Annotated in this window: 15 protein-coding genes; 11 read left to right on the plus strand and 4 right to left on the minus strand. The window is 68.3% G+C overall.

Annotated features, from left to right (window positions below; genetic code table 11):
- Window positions 1-187 precede the first annotated feature (187 nt).
- Window positions 188-1,273, plus strand: a complete 1,086-nt coding sequence (locus EV667_RS01365; protein WP_131833545.1) for a putative bifunctional lysylphosphatidylglycerol flippase/synthetase — start codon at window positions 188-190, stop codon at window positions 1,271-1,273.
- A 48-nt stretch (window positions 1,274-1,321) separates the two neighbouring features.
- Here the strand turns inward: EV667_RS01365 and EV667_RS01370 are convergent, their stop codons facing one another.
- Both EV667_RS01370 and ppk2 read right to left on the minus strand, forming a co-directional pair.
- On the minus strand, window positions 1,322-1,927 hold the full coding sequence (locus EV667_RS01370; protein ID WP_131833546.1) for a hypothetical protein: 606 nt from the start codon (window positions 1,925-1,927) through the stop codon (window positions 1,322-1,324).
- A gap of 20 nt (window positions 1,928-1,947) precedes the next feature.
- Window positions 1,948-3,003: a polyphosphate kinase 2 gene (gene ppk2 / locus EV667_RS01375; protein ID WP_131833547.1), complete on the minus strand. Its 1,056-nt coding sequence runs from the start codon at window positions 3,001-3,003 to the stop codon at window positions 1,948-1,950.
- A 160-nt stretch (window positions 3,004-3,163) separates the two neighbouring features.
- On the opposite strand from ppk2, the gene EV667_RS01380 reads away from it, so the two are divergent.
- The 7 genes from EV667_RS01380 (at window position 3,164) to phoB (ending at window position 9,963) form a co-directional block, all read left to right on the plus strand.
- Complete coding sequence (locus tag EV667_RS01380; protein WP_131833548.1) at window positions 3,164-4,456, plus strand: ATP-binding protein; 1,293 nt, start codon at window positions 3,164-3,166, stop codon at window positions 4,454-4,456.
- 172 nt (window positions 4,457-4,628) lie between these two features.
- Window positions 4,629-5,669 carry a phosphate ABC transporter substrate-binding protein PstS gene (gene pstS, locus EV667_RS01385; RefSeq protein WP_131833549.1) on the plus strand — a complete coding sequence of 347 codons (1,041 nt, stop codon included), beginning with the start codon at window positions 4,629-4,631 and terminating at the stop codon, window positions 5,667-5,669.
- 162 nt (window positions 5,670-5,831) lie between these two features.
- A complete protein-coding gene (gene pstC / locus EV667_RS01390; RefSeq protein ID WP_131833550.1) occupies window positions 5,832-6,809 on the plus strand; it encodes a phosphate ABC transporter permease subunit PstC in 978 nt (325 codons plus the stop codon).
- A 12-nt stretch (window positions 6,810-6,821) separates the two neighbouring features.
- Window positions 6,822-7,655: a phosphate ABC transporter permease PstA gene (pstA, locus tag EV667_RS01395; protein WP_131833551.1), complete on the plus strand. Its 834-nt coding sequence runs from the start codon at window positions 6,822-6,824 to the stop codon at window positions 7,653-7,655.
- A gap of 8 nt (window positions 7,656-7,663) precedes the next feature.
- Window positions 7,664-8,485, plus strand: a complete 822-nt coding sequence (pstB, locus tag EV667_RS01400; protein WP_131833552.1) for a phosphate ABC transporter ATP-binding protein PstB — start codon at window positions 7,664-7,666, stop codon at window positions 8,483-8,485.
- Between the two features lie 25 nt (window positions 8,486-8,510).
- Window positions 8,511-9,224 carry a phosphate signaling complex protein PhoU gene (gene phoU / locus EV667_RS01405; RefSeq protein ID WP_131833553.1) on the plus strand — a complete coding sequence of 238 codons (714 nt, stop codon included), beginning with the start codon at window positions 8,511-8,513 and terminating at the stop codon, window positions 9,222-9,224.
- A 37-nt stretch (window positions 9,225-9,261) separates the two neighbouring features.
- Entirely contained in the window at window positions 9,262-9,963 is a 702-nt protein-coding gene (gene phoB, locus EV667_RS01410) for a phosphate regulon transcriptional regulator PhoB (RefSeq protein ID WP_018388729.1), read from the plus strand.
- Window positions 9,964-9,997: 34 nt separating this feature from the next.
- On the opposite strand, the gene EV667_RS01415 is transcribed toward phoB, so the two are convergent.
- Together EV667_RS01415 and EV667_RS01420 are read right to left on the minus strand one after the other, a co-directional pair.
- Window positions 9,998-11,095, minus strand: coding sequence for a bifunctional transcriptional activator/DNA repair enzyme AdaA (locus tag EV667_RS01415; protein WP_131833554.1), 1,098 nt, complete (start codon window positions 11,093-11,095; stop codon window positions 9,998-10,000).
- A 50-nt stretch (window positions 11,096-11,145) separates the two neighbouring features.
- Entirely contained in the window at window positions 11,146-12,522 is a 1,377-nt protein-coding gene (locus tag EV667_RS01420) for a polyhydroxyalkanoate depolymerase (protein WP_131833555.1), read from the minus strand.
- 196 nt (window positions 12,523-12,718) lie between these two features.
- Between EV667_RS01420 and EV667_RS01425 the strand changes: the two genes are divergently transcribed.
- The 3 genes from EV667_RS01425 to EV667_RS01435 all read left to right on the plus strand — a co-directional run bounded on the left by EV667_RS01425 (window position 12,719) and on the right by EV667_RS01435 (window position 17,607).
- Window positions 12,719-14,095: an ActS/PrrB/RegB family redox-sensitive histidine kinase gene (locus EV667_RS01425; RefSeq protein ID WP_131833556.1), complete on the plus strand. Its 1,377-nt coding sequence runs from the start codon at window positions 12,719-12,721 to the stop codon at window positions 14,093-14,095.
- A gap of 134 nt (window positions 14,096-14,229) precedes the next feature.
- On the plus strand, window positions 14,230-14,778 hold the full coding sequence (locus EV667_RS01430) for an ActR/PrrA/RegA family redox response regulator transcription factor (RefSeq protein ID WP_131833557.1): 549 nt from the start codon (window positions 14,230-14,232) through the stop codon (window positions 14,776-14,778).
- A gap of 105 nt (window positions 14,779-14,883) precedes the next feature.
- Entirely contained in the window at window positions 14,884-17,607 is a 2,724-nt protein-coding gene (locus tag EV667_RS01435) for an HAD-IC family P-type ATPase (protein ID WP_131833558.1), read from the plus strand.
- Window positions 17,608-17,620 lie beyond the last annotated feature (13 nt).

A 17,620-nucleotide genomic window follows, 5' to 3' on the forward strand; every position in this document is an offset into this window, starting at 1 on the left:
TCACGCCGGCGCGCCTGTCATTGCGTTGTCGCACCGGCGCCGCCATCTGCGTGCAGACAGGCGCGAAAGCGAGCGGAGCGGCTGGGTGCGTTAATGCGACGCCGGAGCCGCCGAACGTGTTTCGCAAGCCGGCCGGGTCTGCTAGGGCTGCCCGGCAACTCGGCGCGACAGGGGAGAGACGCACGCAATGACGGGACTGAAGCTGATTCCCGGCTGGTTGCGCGCGCGGCTCGGCTGGCACACGCTCGGTCTGGTCGCGAGCCTGGTCATCATCGGCATCGCCGTTTTCGTTCTCTACGAGATGCTGCGCCACATCCGGCCGCGCGAGGTGCTGGAAGCGATCTCGGGCACCGAGCCCTGGCGGATCGGCGTGGCGGCGCTGTTCGTGGCGGGCGCCTATTTCACGCTCACCTTCTATGACTGGTTCGCCCTGCGCACCATCGGCAAGCCGCATGTGCCCTATCGGGTCGCGGCGCTGGCTTCCTTCACATCCTATTCCATCGGCCACAATATCGGCTTCTCCGCCTTCACCGGCGGCACGGTGCGCTACCGCATCTACTCCGCCCACGGCCTGGGCGCGGTGGACGTGGCCAAGCTCTGCTTCATCACCGGGCTCACCTTCTGGCTCGGCAACATCGCCATTCTCGGCCTCGGCATCACCGTCGAGCCCTGGGCCGCCAGCGCGGTCGATCACCTGCCGCCCTGGGTGAACCGGCTGATCGGGCTGACGCTTCTTGCCGGCCTCGCCGCCTATGTCGTCTGGGTCGGGCTCAAGCCGCGCCGCATCGGCGTCGGCAAGGGGCACTGGACCGTCACCCTGCCGGGCTGGAAGCTGACCCTGCTGCAGATCGTGATCGGCATCATCGACCTCTCCTTCTGCGCCGCCGCCATGTATGTGCTGATGCCGCAGCAGCCCTTTATCGACCCCATCGCGCTCGGCGTGGTGTTCATCTCCGCCACCCTGCTCGGCTTCGCCAGCCACGCGCCGGGGGGGCTCGGCGTGTTCGACGCGGCGATGCTGGTGGCGCTGCCGCAGTTCGAGACCGAGCCGCTGCTGGGCGCGCTGCTGCTTCTGCGCCTGCTCTACTATGTGACGCCCTTCGCCATCGCGCTCGCCCTCATGGGCGCCCGTGAACTGATGATGAGCCGTCGTCGCACCGCCGCAACCAAGGGCGTCTCGGTGGACCCGCTGGCCGCATTGCCGGTGATCAAGCCGGACGCGGCGCCGGACGACGCTTCTGGCAAGGACGAGCGTCGTCGCGCCGCCGGCTGATGCGGCGGGGGCGCTCCTGTCGGGAGCGCGGTTCGAGCCGCGCGGGCGTCAGCGGATGAGGTCGGGCAGCAGGCTGCGCATGCTGGACGGCACCTTCCGCGCCTTCATGCCCTTGGGCAGGGCGAACTGCGCCGGGTCCTGGGGCGCGCGCGTGAGTTCCGTGACCTCGAACAGCACCGCCGGCTTGCCACCCATCGAGGTGGTGGTCCTGAGCACGATGCCGTCGGCGGTGATGCAGCTTTCCACCGGCTGGTTCAGCGCTTTCGGCTCGAAGCGCCAGATCTCGCATGCCTCGCCCAGCGCCTCGCCGCTGCCGGCACGGGTGCCCTGCCGGTTGGCATCGGAAAAGGCGAAGCCGGGCGGCATGTCCATCTCGACGGCGATGCGGTCCATGCCGGGCACGTTCATCAGCACGATCATGCTGCTGTTCTGGAGATCGATCAGGCTGACCATGCCGTTGGGCAGGTTGCCGCTCGCCACCTCGACCCGCACCTTGCCCTGATGGTGAAACACATCCAGTTGCACGCCTTGCGGCGCGCGGGCGCGAGCGCGGTAGTCGGCCGTCGGGGCGGGCATGGGTTCGGCGGCAGCACCGGCAATGTCAAAGGACATGCAGATGCCGAGCATCAGGCTGGCGATCCCCTGGCGGCGCATCGAGGTCCCTTCGAGGTTCTTCAGGTGGGCTGACGGCCCAGAAAGCGGCGTCCATCAAGCACGATGGCGGGGTCGGGAATGCCGACGACGCCATCATCCCTGCCCTCATACGGGATTTGGGCGAGGATTTGGCGTATGACTCCTAGTCGCGCCCGCATTTTATCGTTGGCCAGGACCACCGACCACGGCACCGGCGCCTGGCTGGCGTCGATCATCGTGTCACGTGCCGCCGCGATGGCATCCCAGCGCGCCGGGGCGGCGAAATCGACCGGCGACAGCTTCCAGCGTTTGAGCGGGTCCAGATGGCGCTCATGCAGGCGCAGCAGCTGCATCTCGCGCCCGATGTCGAGCCAGATCTTGAACAGGCGGATGCCGTCATCCACCAGCATCTTCTCGAAAACGGGAACCTGGGTGAGGAAATGCGCGCTTTCGGCCGGGGTGCAGAAGCCCATCACCGGCTCGACGACGGCGCGGTTGTACCAGGAGCGGTCGAAGATCGCCATTTCCCCCCGACGCGGCAAATGGGCGATGTAGCGCTGGAAATACCATTGCCCGGCTTCCACCTCGGTCGGCTTGTCCAGCGCGACGACGTGCACGAAGCGCGGGTTGAGGTGCTGCGTCAGCCGGTGGATGGTGCCGCCCTTGCCAGCGGCATCGCGCCCCTCGAAGACGATCACGATCCGCTCGTGCTGGGCCTTTACCCATTCCTGCAACTTCAGCAGTTCGATCTGCAGCGCGTGCAGATCCTTTTCATAGATCTTGCGCTTGGGCCGGTCGCTATAGGGATAGGAGCCGCTGCCATAGGCGTGCGCGGCAATGATCGGCGGCAAGTCCGGCGCGTCCACCGAGAATGCGGCGACGGCGGCGAAGAGCTCGGCCTCATGCCCGCCCGGCTGAGGAGCGGAGGCGGGCTTGCCGTTGACAGGCTTGCCCTTGGTCGACTTGCCCTTGGTCAACTTGCCCTTGGTGGAATTTCCCTTGGCAGCCTTAGCCTTGGTGGGTTTTCCCGTCGCGGGTATACCCTTCGCGGCTTGCCCTTCGTCGGCGGGGGAGGGCGCGGCCGGCCTCTTCGTCATATGGAAGCCTTTCAACTATAACATAAGCTGCAACGTGCCGACCTGCGTAAGGTTCGGCGCCTGAGGCGATTCGCCTTTCGGCAGCCTCGCCGAAAGCATATCAGCAAAGCACGGCGCGCCTGGAAGAGGCGCGGGGAAACATCGGGCAGGACGTGTGGGCATGGCCCTCGGAGAGTCGCAGCCTCTGGCGGAAGATACGCTGCGCGAGCGCCTCGTCGGCGCGCGGTGGATACTTGCCGCCGCCGCCCTGGGGCTCGGTGGCGCGTGCTGGGCCGGCACGATGACGCCGGGCGCGGGCCTGGCCATCGGCCTGCTCGTCGCGGTCGGGGCGATGCTGCCCAGCCGCAAGCGCCCGGTCGCGGCGGCCCTCGCCCGCCTGAGCGGCGAGCCCCGGCCCATCCCTCGCGCCGAAGAGCGGCTGCCGGCGCTTGTGCGCGCTTTGCCCGAGGCGGCGCTGCTGCTCGATGCGCGCGGCACCGTGCTCACCGCCAATGCCGGCGCGGTCGGGCTCCTCGCCAGCGTGCGGGTCGGCGATCCCGTTTCCTTCGCCGTGCGCGTGCCCGAAGTGCTTGAGGCGCTGCGCGCCTCGATCGCCGACGGTGCCGCCCGCCGCATCGAATTTGCCGAGCGCGTGCCGATCGACCGCTGGCTGCGGGCCGACATCGTGCCGATCCGTTCCGGCCTGCTGCGCGAGGGCGCGCCGACCGAGGCGGTGCTGCTGAGCTTTGTCGACCTCACCCCGCAGCGCCGAGTCGAGCAGATGCGCGTCGACTTCGTCGCCAATGCCAGCCACGAGCTGCGCACCCCGCTGGCCTCGCTCTCCGGCTTCATCGAAACCCTCCAGGGGCCGGCCCGCAACGATTCCAGTGCCCGCGAGCGCTTCCTGAAAATCATGAACGAGCAGGCGCGGCGCATGTCGCGGCTGATCGACGACCTGCTGTCGCTCTCGCGCATCGAGCTCAACGCGCATCTTCGCCCCGAGGCGCCGGTAGATCTTGTCGCCGTGGTCAGCCATGTGCGCGACGCGCTCGCCCCACTGGGCCGCGAGCGCGGGGTGGAGATCGCCTTCGAGCACCCGGCGGACCCGGTGGAGGTGCGCGGCGACCGCGACGAGCTGATCCGGGTGTTCGAGAATCTGGTCGAAAACGCCCTGAAATATGGCGCCACCGGCGGGCGGGTCGAGATCGCCATCGCGCGAGAGGGCACGGACGCGCTGGTGACGGTGCGCGATTTCGGCCCCGGCATCGCCCCCGAGCACGTGCCGCGCCTCACCGAGCGCTTCTACCGCGTCGACACCGCCCATTCGCGCGAGCAGGGCGGAACCGGGCTCGGGCTCGCCATCGTCAAGCACATCGTCGCCCGGCATCGCGGCAAGATGGGCATCGAGAGCGTGCCGGGCGCGGGCTCGACATTCTCGGTCCGTCTTTCGACGGGTTCCGCGACACGGCGATAACGTCAACACTGTCAATAGCTTGAATTGTCATCAAGACTTCATCGAAGGGTCATAGAACCTTGGCAGCCGGGCGGTAAGACTCCCGTGTGAAACGTCAATCGCGCTTCGGCCAATCGCGCATCCGGGCTTTCCACCGCGATGCCGCCGATCTCCCGACCTAAGGAGAAGACCCTTGAAATTCAACTATCTGCTCGGCGCTGCGGCGCTGTCGTTCGGCGCCCTCGTGTCTGGTGCTGCCTTCGCCGCCGACATCAATGGCGCCGGCGCCTCGTTCCCGGCGCCGGTCTATCAGGCCTGGGCTGCCGCCTATAAGGAAAAGACCGGCACCGGCCTGAACTACCAGTCGATCGGCTCCGGCGGTGGCCAGAACCAGATCGTCAACCGCACCGTCGATTTCGGCGCCTCCGACGCGCCGATGAAGGACGACAAGCTCGAATCCGCCAGCCTGCTGCAGTTCCCGACCGTGATCGGTTCGGTCGTCGCCATCGTCAACCTCGGCGAAGACCATGCGCTGACCCTCAACGGCGACCTCATTGCCCAGATCTACCAGGGCAAGATCACCAAGTGGAACGACCCGAAGATCGTCGCCCTGAACAAGGACGCCAAGCTTCCCGACATCGCCATCGTCCCGGTCTACCGCTCGGACTCGTCGGGCACCTCCTTCGTGTTCACCTCCTACCTGACCTCGGCCAGCGCGGACTGGAAGTCCAATGTCGGCGCCGCGACCTCCGTGCAGTGGCCGGCCGGTGCGGGCGCCAAGGGCAATGAAGGCGTTGCCGGCACCGTGAAGAACACCCGTGGCGCCATCGGCTACGTCGAGTTCATCTACGCCGCCGCCAACAAGCTCGCCACCACCGACCTCGTGAACAAGGCCGGCAAGGTCGTGAAGCCCGAGACCAAGACCTTCATGGAAGCGGCGGCCGCCGCCGACTGGAAGGGCGCGAAGAACTTCGCCGCCTCGATGGTCGACACCGCTGGCGAAGGCGCCTGGCCGATCACCTCCGCGACCTACATCCTGCTGCCGAAGAACCCGGCCAACGCCACGCAGTCGGCCGAGGCCATCAAGTTCTTCGACTGGGCTTACGGCGCCGAGGGCGACGCCATCGCCGAGAAGCTGCACTATATCCCGCTGCCGGACTCGGTCGCGGACGAAGTGCGCAAGGCCTGGTCGGCTGAAGTGAAGGCCGACGGCAAGGCCGTCTGGACCAACTGATCCTGCTCCGCAAGGGGAAGAGGCGGCCCACCCGGCCGCCTCTTCTCGTCTGCCCAGCCAGACGATATTCTACGCCCGCGACGCCCACGCTCCGTCACAGCACGCCGCCCCTCAGGCCGATCGCGGCTTCCGGGTGACAAGGCGCTCCAAGGATCACACGACATGGATGCCACTCTCAGCGGAAGGCAGGCGGGCAACGGCCTGATTGCCGCGCGCAAGCCGACGGGCCGGGTCAGTGACCCCGTGTTTGTCGGGATTCTCTGGGGCAGCGGCATTCTGGTGCTGCTGCTGCTGGGTCTCATCATCGCCATGCTGTTCGAGGGTGGCCTTCCGGCGCTCCGCGAATTCGGCCTGTCCTTCATCTGGTCGACGACGTGGAACCCGGTGACGGAGGTTTTCGGCGCTGGCGTCATGGTGTTCGGCACGATTTTCAGTGCCGTTATCGCCGTCATCATCGCCCTGCCGCTGTCCTTCGGCATCGCCTTCTTCCTCACCGAGATTGCTCCCGGCCCCCTGCGCCGGCCGATCGGCGTGGCGATCCAGCTGCTCGCCGCGATCCCGTCGATCATCTACGGCATGTGGGGCTTCTTCATCGTCGTCCCGCTGATGGCCGCCTATGTGCAGCCCCCGCTGATCGAGTGGCTTGGCCCGCTGCCGATCATCGGCGCCCTGTTCCAGGGCCCGCCGCTGGGCGCCGGCATGCTCACCGCCGGCCTGATCATGGCGATCATGATCCTGCCCTTCATCACCGCCATGTTCGTCGAGGTGCTGGAATCGGTGCCGCCGATGATCAAGGAATCCGCCTACGGCGTCGGCGCCACCACCTATGAGGTCTACCGCAACGTCTCGGTGCCCTATGGCAGCACGGCCATGGTCGGCGCCGTCATGCTGGGCCTTGGCCGCGCGCTCGGCGAGACGATGGCCGTGACCTTCGTCATCGGCAACGCCACGCGCATGTCGGCCTCGCTCTTCGCACCGGGCGCCACCATCGCCTCCACCATCGCCAACGAGTTTCCCGAGGCCTCGATCGGCTCGCTGAAGCTGCAGGCGCTGCTGGAGCTGGGCTTCATCCTGTTCGTGATTTCGTTCATCGTGCTCGCGCTCTCGCGCCTGCTCGTCCGGTCCCGGCTCAAGGGCTGAGTGGAGACACACATGGCATCCCTCGCCCGCCGTCGCGCGACCGACTACACCGTCAAGGCCATCAGCGTCGGCTTTGCCGCGCTCTCGCTCGTCCTGCTCGCCTGGATCCTGTGGACCCTGGTGGCGCGCGGCCTGCCCGCGCTCGGCCCGCATGTCTTCACCCAGATCACCGCCCCGCCCGGCGCCGGGGGCGGGCTGCTCAACGCCATTGTCGGCTCGCTGATCCAGATCGGCGTGGCGCTCGTCATCGGCACCCCGATCGGCCTGATGTGCGGCACCTTCCTGGCCGAGAACGGCCGCGGGACGCAGGTCGGCAACGCGGTGCGCTTCGTCAATGACGTGCTGCTCTCCGCCCCGTCGATCCTCATCGGCCTGTTCGTCTACCAGCTCCTGGTCGTCCCCTTCGGCGGCTTCTCCGGCTGGGCCGGCGCCATCGCGCTGGCCATCATCATCATCCCCGTGGTGGTTCGCACCACCGAGGACATGCTGAACCTCGTGCCGATCGGCCTGCGCGAAGCGGCCTTCGCGCTCGGTGCGCCGCAGTGGAAGGTCGTCACCTTCATCACCTGGCGCGCGGGCCGGGCGGGCATCGTCACCGGCATCCTGCTGGCCGTGGCCCGCGCCGCCGGCGAGACCGCGCCGCTGCTGTTCACCTCGCTCGGCAATAATGGCTGGTCGCTCAGCCTCGACGCGCCGATGGCCAGCCTGCCGATCGCCATCTACCAATACGCCGCCAGCCCCTTCGAGGACTGGGTCGCCCTGGCCTGGGCGGGCGCCCTCATCATCACCGTCGGGGTTCTGACCCTGAACATCCTTTCCCGCCTCGTCCTGGCGAAGATGAAGTGAGACGGACCATGAATTTCGCACCCGAGACGTCGATCGACATCGCTTCCGCCGTCAACCGCGCCACCGCGCCCTCGGCCGAGCCCAAGCTCAAGGTCGATAAGCTCAATTTCTATTACGGCGACAACCACGCGCTGAAGAACATCAATTTCGAGATCCCGGAAAAGCGCGTCACCGCGATGATCGGGCCCTCGGGCTGCGGCAAGTCCACCCTGCTGCGTATCTTCAACCGGATGTACCAGCTCTATCCCGGCCAGCGCGCGGAAGGGAAGATCCTGTTCGACGGCGCCGACCTGCTCAGCAAGGACCTGGATTCCACGGTCGTGCGCTCGCGCATCGGCATGGTGTTCCAGAAGCCCACCCCGTTCCCGATGTCGATCTATGACAACATCGCCTTCGGCGTGCGCCTGCACGAACGCCTGAACAAGGCGCAGATGGACGAGCGCGTCGAGTGGTGCCTGCGCAAGGCGGCGATCTGGGAAGAAGCCAAGGACCGCCTCCACACCTCGGCGCTCGGCCTCTCCGGCGGCCAGCAGCAGCGCCTGTGCATCGCCCGCACCATCGCGGTGCGGCCGGAAGTGATCCTGCTCGACGAGCCGACCTCGGCGCTCGACCCGATCTCGACCTCGAAGATCGAGGACCTGATCGACGAGCTGAAGCAGGAATTCACCATCGTCATCGTGACCCACAACATGCAGCAGGCGGCGCGCTGCGCCGACATCACCTCGTTCTTCTATCTCGGCGAACTGATCGAGGTCGCCGCCTCGAACGAGATTTTCACCAACCCGCGCGAAGCCCGCACCCGCGACTACATCACCGGCCGCTTCGGCTGAGCCCGCGACGAGAGAGGCCTGCCCCATGACCGAACATATCGTCTCGTCGTTCGACACCGACCTCAAGGAACTCGGCCGCCGCGTGGTGGAGATGGGCGGCCAGTCCGAGCGTCTCGTCGCCGACAGCGTCCAGGCGCTGGTCAAGCGCGACAGCGAACTCGCCCAGAAGGTGATCGTGCTCGACGGCCCGGTCGACCTGCTGCAGCGGGAGATCGAGGAAAAGGCGGTGCTCATCATCGCCCGCCGCCAGCCGCTGGCCGGCGACCTGCGCGAGATCGTCGCCGCCATGCGGATCGCCAATGATCTGGAGCGCATCGGCGACCTCGCCAAGAACACCGCCAAGCGCGTGCTCGCCCTCACCGGCGAGTTCCACCCGCAGAAGCTGGTGCGCGGCGTCGAGCACATGTCCAACATCGTGCTCGAACAGCTGAAGGTGGTGCTGGACGCCTATGCCACCCGCGACCAGGCCCGCGCGCTCGATGTCTGGCAGCGCGATGGCGAAGTCGACGTGCTCTACACCTCGCTGTTCCGCGAGCTCCTCACCTACATGATGGAAGACCCGCGCAACATCTCGCTGTGCACGCATCTTCTGTTCTGCGCCAAGAACATCGAGCGCATCGGCGACCACGCCACCAACGTCGCCGAGACGATCCACTATCTTGTGACCGGCCAGCTTCTCACCGAGGAGCGGCCCAAGCAGGACACCACCAGCCTGACCAGCGTCGCGTTCCCGGCCTGACGCCGCCAACGGCCCGCGAACGCTCGGGAACGAGATCATGCCCACCAACATACTGATCGTGGAGGATGAGGAGCCCCTCACCCTCCTGCTCCGCTACAATCTCGAATCCGAAGGCTATTCGGTCGATAATGTGGGGCGGGGCGACGAGGCGGAGACCCGGCTGCGCGAAAGCGTGCCGGACCTTCTCATCCTCGACTGGATGCTGCCGGGCCTTTCCGGCATCGAGCTGTGCCGGCGCCTGCGCGCCCGGCCGGAAACCGAGCGCATGCCGATCCTCATGCTCACCGCCCGCGGCGAGGAGACCGAGCGCGTGCGCGGCCTCGCCACCGGCGCCGACGACTATGTGGTGAAGCCGTTCTCGGTGCCCGAGCTGGTTGCCCGCGTGCGCGCGCTTCTGCGCCGGGCCAAGCCCGAGCACATTTCCACCCTGCTGCGGGCCGGCGACATCGAGCTCGACCGCGAGACCAAGCGCGTGCACCGCGCCGGCCGCGAGCTGCATCTGGGCCCCACCGAGTTCCGGCTGCTGGAATTCCTCATGCAGTCGCCCGGCCGCGTCTATTCGCGCGAGCAGCTGCTCGACGGCGTGTGGGGGCAGGACGTCTATATCGACGAGCGCACCGTGGACGTGCATGTCGGCCGCCTGCGCAAGGCGTTGAACCGCCCGCGCCAGCCTGACCCGATCCGCACCGTGCGCGGTTCCGGCTATTCCTTCAACGAGATGTTCGCCCGCGCGCACTGAGCGGGCGGGGCACGGCGACCCCGCCGGTTGCCCGTCACCCCGCCGGTGCCGGGCGGGCGCGGTACTGCGCCTCGATCTCCAGCAGCCGCTGCTTGCGCCACAGCCCGCCGCCATAGCCGGTAAGGGCGCCGTCCGTGCCGAGGACGCGATGGCAGGGAATGACGAGCGCGAGCTGGTTGGCGCCATTGGCCCGCGCCACCGCGCGGATGGCGCAGGGCTCGCCGATCCGCCGGGCGATCTCGGCATAGCTCGCCGTTGCCCCGGCGGGTATGCGCCGTAGCTCCGCCCACACCGCGCGGGTGAAGGCGCTGCCCTCCAGCGCCAGCGGGGTTGCGAAACCCGCCGACCGGCCGGCGAAATAGGCCGCGAGTTCCGTGCGGATGCTCTCGGTCGGCGGGGCACTGCCGATGCCGAGCTCCCCCTTCACGCCCTTGCGCAGGCGGGCGATCTCCGCCGGCAGGCCGCGCCGCTCGACAAATTCCAGCAGATGCAGGTGCGTGGCGCTGGAAATCGCGATCATGTCGCCGAGCGGCGTGCCGATCCAGTCGGCGAGCAGCCGGCCCTCGCCGGCGATCTCACCCGGCGCGCAGCCGATCAGCCGGGCGAAGGCGGCACGGAACGCGCTGGCGGACTGGAAACCCGCCTCCTGCTGCGCGGCGATGACCGAGCCGCCGAGCGACAGCGTCTCGAACCCCTCGCGCAGCCGGCGGTGGCGGGCCATGTCGAGGAAGGTCATGCCGAATTGTCGCTTGAAGGCGCGGCGGACGGTGGAGAGGTCATGGCCCATGCGGGCAATGTCCTCTTCGCCGAAGCGGTAGGCCGGGCGGGCGTCCAGCGAAGCAAGCAGCGCCGCGATCATGGGGTCCGCCTCGGCGGCCGGCCGGAGCGGATGGCAGCGCTTGCAGGGACGGAAGCCCGCCTCGATGCAGGCGCCGATCGTCGTCCGGAAGGTGCAGTTCTCCGCCAGCGGCTTGCGGGCCGGGCATGTCAGCCGGCAGAAGATTCCGGTCGTGGCGACACACACATAGACGCGTCCCTCATAGCGCGAATCACGCGCCAGCAGTGCCTGGTGGAGCGTGGCCGCGTCCGGCAGGGTGAGGTCGAACAGGTCGCGGGGCGTATCGGTCAGCATGAGGCGACGCTAGCATCGCGCCCGTGCCCGCGCCGCCGGAAAACGGGCGGTTATTTCCCGTTTGCTGGAGTGCCGTCCTCCGGCCGGTTGTGGCCCTTCTTCGGCCAGTTATGCGAGAGCACGAAATCGGAGATGCGTGGCGCGATCTCGGCGCGGAAGCGCGAGCCGTTGAACACGCCGTAATGGCCGACGGTCGGCTGAAGGTAATGCGCCTTCATGTCCTCCGGCAGGCCGGAACACAGGGTCTGGGCGGCGCGGGTCTGGCCGACGCCGGAAATGTCGTCGTTCTCGCCCTCGACGGTGAGCAGCGCGACATTGCGGATCTTCGACGTGTCCACCCTTTCGCCGCGATGGGTCATCGTTCCCCTCGGCAGGGCATGGTCGATGAACACGGTCTGCAGCGTCTGCAGGTAGTATTCCGCCGGCAGGTCCATGACCGAGAGATATTCGTCGTAGAACTCGCGGTGCTTGGTGGCGGAATCGCCGTCACCCTTCACCAGATGGCCGAACATGTCGGCATGGGCTTTCAGATGGCGCTCCATGTTCATCGCCATGAAGCCGTGCAGTTGGAGAAAGCCGGGATAGACCTGGCGCATCACCCCGGCATTGGGCCAGGGCACGGTGGTGATGACGTTGCGCTGGAACCACTCGATGCCGCGCTCCTGCGCGAAATGGTTCACCGCCGTCGGGCTCTCGCGGGTGTCGATCGGCCCGCCCATCAGCACCATGGAGGCGGGCACGTCGGGGTCGCCCATCTCCTCCATCCGCGCCACGGCGGCCAGCACCGGCACCGCCGGCTGGCACACCGCCAGCGCATGCACCCCGCCGCCGAGGTGGTGGAAGATGTCGATGACATAGTCGATATAGTCGTCGAGGCTGAACGGTCCCTCGGAGGCCGGGACATTGCGGGCGTCCACCCAGTCGGTGATGTAGAGGTCGTGATTGGGCAGCAGGGTCTGCACCGTGCCGCGCAGCAATGTCGCGTAATGGCCCGACAGCGGCGCGACGATGACCATGCGCGGCTGCGGCCGGCGCGGCTTATGCGTGAAATGGCGCTTGAAATGCAGCAGCTTGCAGAACGGCCGCTCCCACACCGTCTCGATCTCGACCGGCACGGGGACCCCGCCGACCGTCACCTCGTCGATGCCCCATTCCGGCTTGCCATAGCGCCGCGTGGTGCGCTCGAACATCTCCAGCGAGGCGGACATGGTCTTGCCGAAGCCGGTATGGCTGAGCGGGTTGGCGGGGTTGCGGTAGAACAGCCGGCCGGCATCGGCCATCACCCGCAGCGGATCGAGCGCCGCGTGACCCATCTCGAACATCCAGTACATCGGGCGTGCCAGCGCCGAGGCGGTCTCGACCGCCACTTCGGGCGCTGTTACCGCTTCTTCCGCGTCGGGCACATCACCGAAAACGCCGATCGCCATGAGTGCCTCCGTAACCGATTCCGCCCGTCCGGGTCGTTTCTGCCGCGTCGTTGATTGGCCGGGCCGTTCTTGTGCGTTGCAGCATAGATAGGCTCTTTCGCGCGCGCGTCAACGCGGGGCCGGCTCTCGCGCTCAGGCCGGCAGTGGCGCTATAGAGGTCGAAAGGGTGCCCGGCGGCGCCAAGCAAGGGGCTTTTATGTCGCTCTCGCTCGACCATCCCATTGGCGAACGCTTTTTCGGCCTGCGGCTGGACACGCTTATCCGGCTGCGCTGGCTGGCGATTTCCGGCCAGACGGTCGCCATCGTCGTGGTGCAGTGGCTGCTCGGCTTCTCGCTGCCGATCGGCGCCAGCCTGGCGGTCGTTGCCCTTTCCGCCTGGCTGAATCTGGCGCTGCGGCTGCGCAATCCCGGCGCGCGGCGCTTGTCGGATGTGGAGGCGGCGTGGCTGCTGGCCTATGACATCCTGCAACTGGCCGCGCTGCTGTTTCTCACCGGCGGGCTTGCCAACCCCTTTGCGCTGCTCTTTCTCGCCCCGGTACTGATCTCGGCGACGGCGCTCTCCCCGCGCACCACCATCCTGCTCGGCATGCTGGCGGCGGCCTGCGCGGCGCTGGTTGGCTTCTGGCAGATGCCGCTGCCCTGGGCCGCCAGCGGCGCGCTGGGCGAGGTGCCGGAACTGCCGACGCTTTATCTCGTCGGTATCTGGCTGGCGCTCGCCATCGCCATCGCCTTCATCGGCGTGCACGCCTGGCGGGTGGCGGAGGAGACGCGCGAACTCTCCGAGGCGCTTGCCGCCACCGAGCTGGTGCTGGCGCGCGAGCAGCACCTCTCGGCGCTGGACGGGCTGGCGGCGGCGGCGGCGCATGAGCTGGGCACGCCGCTCGCCACCATCACCGTGGTGGCCAAGGAGCTGGCGCGGGCGCTGCCGGCCGACAACCCGATGAGCGACGACGTCAAGCTGGTGAGCGAGCAGGCCGAGCGTTGCCGCGCTATCCTGCGCCGGCTGACCACGCTGGATGCCGGCGAGGCGCCGTTCGACCGGATGCCGATCTCGCATCTGCTGGAGGATGTGGTGGCGCCGCACCGCAATTTCGGCATCACCATCGCCGTCACCCTGCCCAGTGGCGCCCCCGGCGAGCCGATCATCGCCCGCAATCCCGGCCTCCTCTACGGGCTGGGAAACATTGTCGAGAACGCGGTCGACTTCGCCAAGGGCGAGGTCAACATCGTCGCCAGCTGGAGCGAGGACGAGGTGACGATCAGCGTCACCGATGACGGGCCGGGCTTTCCCATCGAACTGCTCGACAGCATTGGCGCGCCCTATGTCACCAGCCGCGGCCGCAACCGCTGGAAGCGCGGCGCGGAGTCGGACGGCGAGGACCAGAACGGCCTCGGCCTCGGCGTCTTCATCGCCAAGACGCTGCTGGAGCGTACCGGCGCCGGGCTCACCTTCGTCAACCGTCCGCCCCCGGCCCATGGCGCCTCGGTGGGGGTGCGCTGGCCGCGCGCGGTGATCGACATATCAGGCGATCGTGAACCGGAAGCGGCGAAAGGGCCGTCGGCACGACCGTAGAAGGGGTGTGGCGTTTTGCTCTGGCCGCCCACGGGGTATAAGCTGGGGCTAAAGTCGAATTGGCAACGCATCGCGGGTGGCGCTCTCGGGCCGCGCCCGGCAATGCCGCAGCCGGCACATGGGAAAGCGTTGAGATGCTCGATATCGCCATGGAACCGCAGGACCGCACTCTGCTCATCGTCGATGACGACCGGCCGTTTCTGCAGCGCCTCGCGCGGGCCATGGAAACGCGCGGTTTCATGGTCACGACGGCGGAAACCGTGGCCGACGGCCTCGCCAGCGTCGAGGGCAGCGCGCCGGCCTATGCGGTGGTGGACATGCGCCTCGGCGACGGCAACGGGCTCGACGTGATCTCCGCGCTCAAGCGCCGCCGGCCGGAAGCGCGCGGCATCATCCTCACCGGCTATGGCAACATCGCCACCGCCGTGAACGCGGTGAAGATCGGCGCCGTCGACTATCTCGCCAAGCCGGCCGATGCCGACGACATCTGCGCCGCGCTGAACGCCCAGGGCGACTACAAGCCCCAATTGCCCGAGAACCCCATGTCGGCGGACCGGGTGCGCTGGGAGCATATCCAGCGCGTCTACGAGTTGTGCAGCCGCAACGTCTCGGAAACCGCCCGTCGCCTCTCCATGCACCGGCGCACCCTCCAGCGCATCCTCGCCAAGCGCGCCCCGCGCTGACGCGGGCGCTGCTAACGCCACCGCATACGGGAAACCCCGCTAGGCCGGGGGACGAGGCGCTTCTAGGTTTCGGGCTCACGCAACGTCAGCGAGCGCCCTCGACCCATGCCCGATGCCGCTTTTCCCCGCATGACGTCCGTCCCCGAGACGGCCCACTGGCACGCGATCCCCCATGAAGAGGTGGCCGGGCGGCTCGGCGTCACCAGTGCCGGGCTGACACCGGAGGAGGCGCAGGCGCGCCTCGCCACCCATGGCCCCAATGCGCTGCCCGAGCCGCCCGGCCGCCCGCCGCTGGTTCGTTTTCTCGCCCAGTTCAACAATGCGCTGATTACTTTCCTGCTCGCCGGTGCGGCGGCGGCGCTCGCTCTCGGCCACGTTGTCGATGCCGGGGTGATTGTCGCGGTGGTGCTGGTCAACGCCCTTGTCGGCTTCATCCAGGAGGGCAAGGCGGAACAGGCGCTGCGGGCCATCCGCAACATGATCGCGCCGCACGCCAATGTGGTGCGCGCCAGCCGGCGCCGGAGCGTCCATGCCCGCGACCTCGTGCCCGGCGATCTTGTGCTGCTGGAGGCCGGCGACCGGGTGCCGGCGGACACGCGGCTCATCCGGGCGCGCGGCATGCTGGTCGACGAGGCCCTCCTCACCGGCGAATCCGTGGCGGCCGCCAAGAACGAAGCGCCCGCGCCGGTGGAAGCGGCGCTCGGCGACCGTCATTCGATGGCATTTTCCGGCACCACGGTCGCCGCCGGGCAGGGCGCCGGCATCGTCGTCTCCACCGGCACGCATACCCAGATCGGCCGCATCGGCCGGCTTATCGCCGATGTCGAGCCGCTGGCGACGCCACTGCTGCGGCAGGTCGACGCCTTCGCGCGCCGCTTCACCTGGGTCGCCCTCGCGGGGGCGGCGGCGCTGTTCGCCTTCGCCGTCGCGGTGCGCGGCTATGGCTGGAGCGAGGCGCTGATCGCGGTGGTGGCGCTGGCGGTGGGCGTGGTGCCGGAGGGGCTGCCGGCGGTGATCACCATCACGCTGGCCGTCGGCGTGCGGCGCATGGCCCGGCAGCACGCCGTCATTCGCCAGCTGCCGGCGGTGGAAACGCTGGGCGCGACCTCGGTCATCTGCTCCGACAAGACCGGCACGCTGACCCGCAACGAGATGACCGCCCGGCGGCTGGTGCTCGCCAAGGCCGGGCTCGCCGAGATCGCGGTGTCCGGCATCGGCTATGACCCGCAGGGCGCGCTCGGCTGGCAGCCGCCGGGCGAGGACGCGCGCGGCGACCCGGCCGAAGCGGCCGCGCTGCTGCTGCGCTGCGGGCTTCTGTGCAACGACGCGCACCTGCATGCCGAGAACGGCGTCTGGCGGGCGGAAGGCGACCCGATGGAGGGGGCGCTGGTCGCCCTCGCGCTCAAGGCGGGGCTCAGTCCGGAGGCGGAGCGCGGCGCCTTTACGCGGCTCGACGAGATACCCTTCGATGCCGCGTATCGCTTCATGGCGAGCCTCCATCGCGACCCGCAGGGCGAGGCGGTGGTCTTCGTCAAGGGCGCGCCGGAAGACGTGCTGAAGCTCTCGGGCGCGCCGGGCGGCGGGGTGTGGGAGGCGGCGATCGCCCGCGCGGCGGCGGCCGGCGAGCGGGTGCTTGGCTTCGCCATGAAGCGGCTCGCCGTGGCGCCGCAGCGCCTTTCCTTCGACGATATGCGCGAGGGGTTCGATTTCCTCGGCCTCGTCGGCTTCATCGACCCGCCGCGCCCGGAAGCGGTGGCGGCCATTGCCGAATGCCGCAGCGCCGGCATCGGGGTGAAGATGATCACCGGCGACCACGCCGCCACTGCCGGTGCCATCGCCCGCCAGCTCGGCCTCGCCGAGAACCCTGTGGTGGTGACGGGCGCTGAGGTGGATGCGGTCTCCGATGAGGTGCTCGTCGACATGGCGGCGAGCACCAGCGTGTTCGCCCGCACCAGCCCGGAGAATAAGCTGCGCATCGTGCGGGCGCTGCAATCCACCGGCGCGGTGGTGGCGATGACCGGCGACGGCGTCAACGACGCGCCCTCGCTCCGCCAGGCCGATGTCGGAATCGCCATGGGCCGCAAGGGCACGGAGGCGGCCAAGCAGGCGGCGGAAGTGGTGCTGCTCGACGACAATTTCGCCTCCATCGTCGCGGCGGTGAAGGAGGGCCGCACCGTCTACGACAATATCCGCAAGATGATCGCCTGGACGTTGCCGACCAATGGCGGCGAGGTGCTGGCGGTGATCGGCGCCATCCTGCTTGGCCTCACCATGCCGATGTCCCCGGCGCAGATACTCTGGATCAACCTCATCCTGTCCGCCACGCTCGGGCTGGCGCTGGCCTTCGAGCCGACCGAGCCCGGCATCATGGAGCGCCCGCCCCGGCCCGCCCGCGCCGGGCTTCTCACCCCCTTCATGCTGTGGCGGGTGGTGCTGGTCTCGGTGCTGTTTACCCTCGTGTCCTTTGGCATGTTCTTCCAGTCGCTGTGGCGCGGGCAGGAGGTGGAGATGGCCCGCACCCTCGTCGTCAACACGCTGGTGGTGATGGAGATCTTCTACCTGTTCAACGTGCGCTTCCTGCACATGAGCTCGATCACCTGGCGCGGCGCGTTGGGCACGCCGGCGGTGCTGCTGGCGCTGGTCGCCGTTGTGGCCGGGCAGTTCGCCTTTACCTATCTGCCACTGATGCAGGCAATCTTCGACACGCGCCCGGTGGCGCTGGTCGACGGGGTGATGATTATCGCCATCGGGGTGGCGCTGATGGCCGTGCTGGAAGGCGAGAAAATGCTGCTGCGCCGCCTCGGCATTTTCACGGCCTCGCAAATGTGACGCTGTCTTGAGG

It is taken from the genome of Ancylobacter aquaticus (assembly GCF_004339465.1).
Taxonomy (GTDB): domain Bacteria; phylum Pseudomonadota; class Alphaproteobacteria; order Rhizobiales; family Xanthobacteraceae; genus Ancylobacter; species Ancylobacter aquaticus.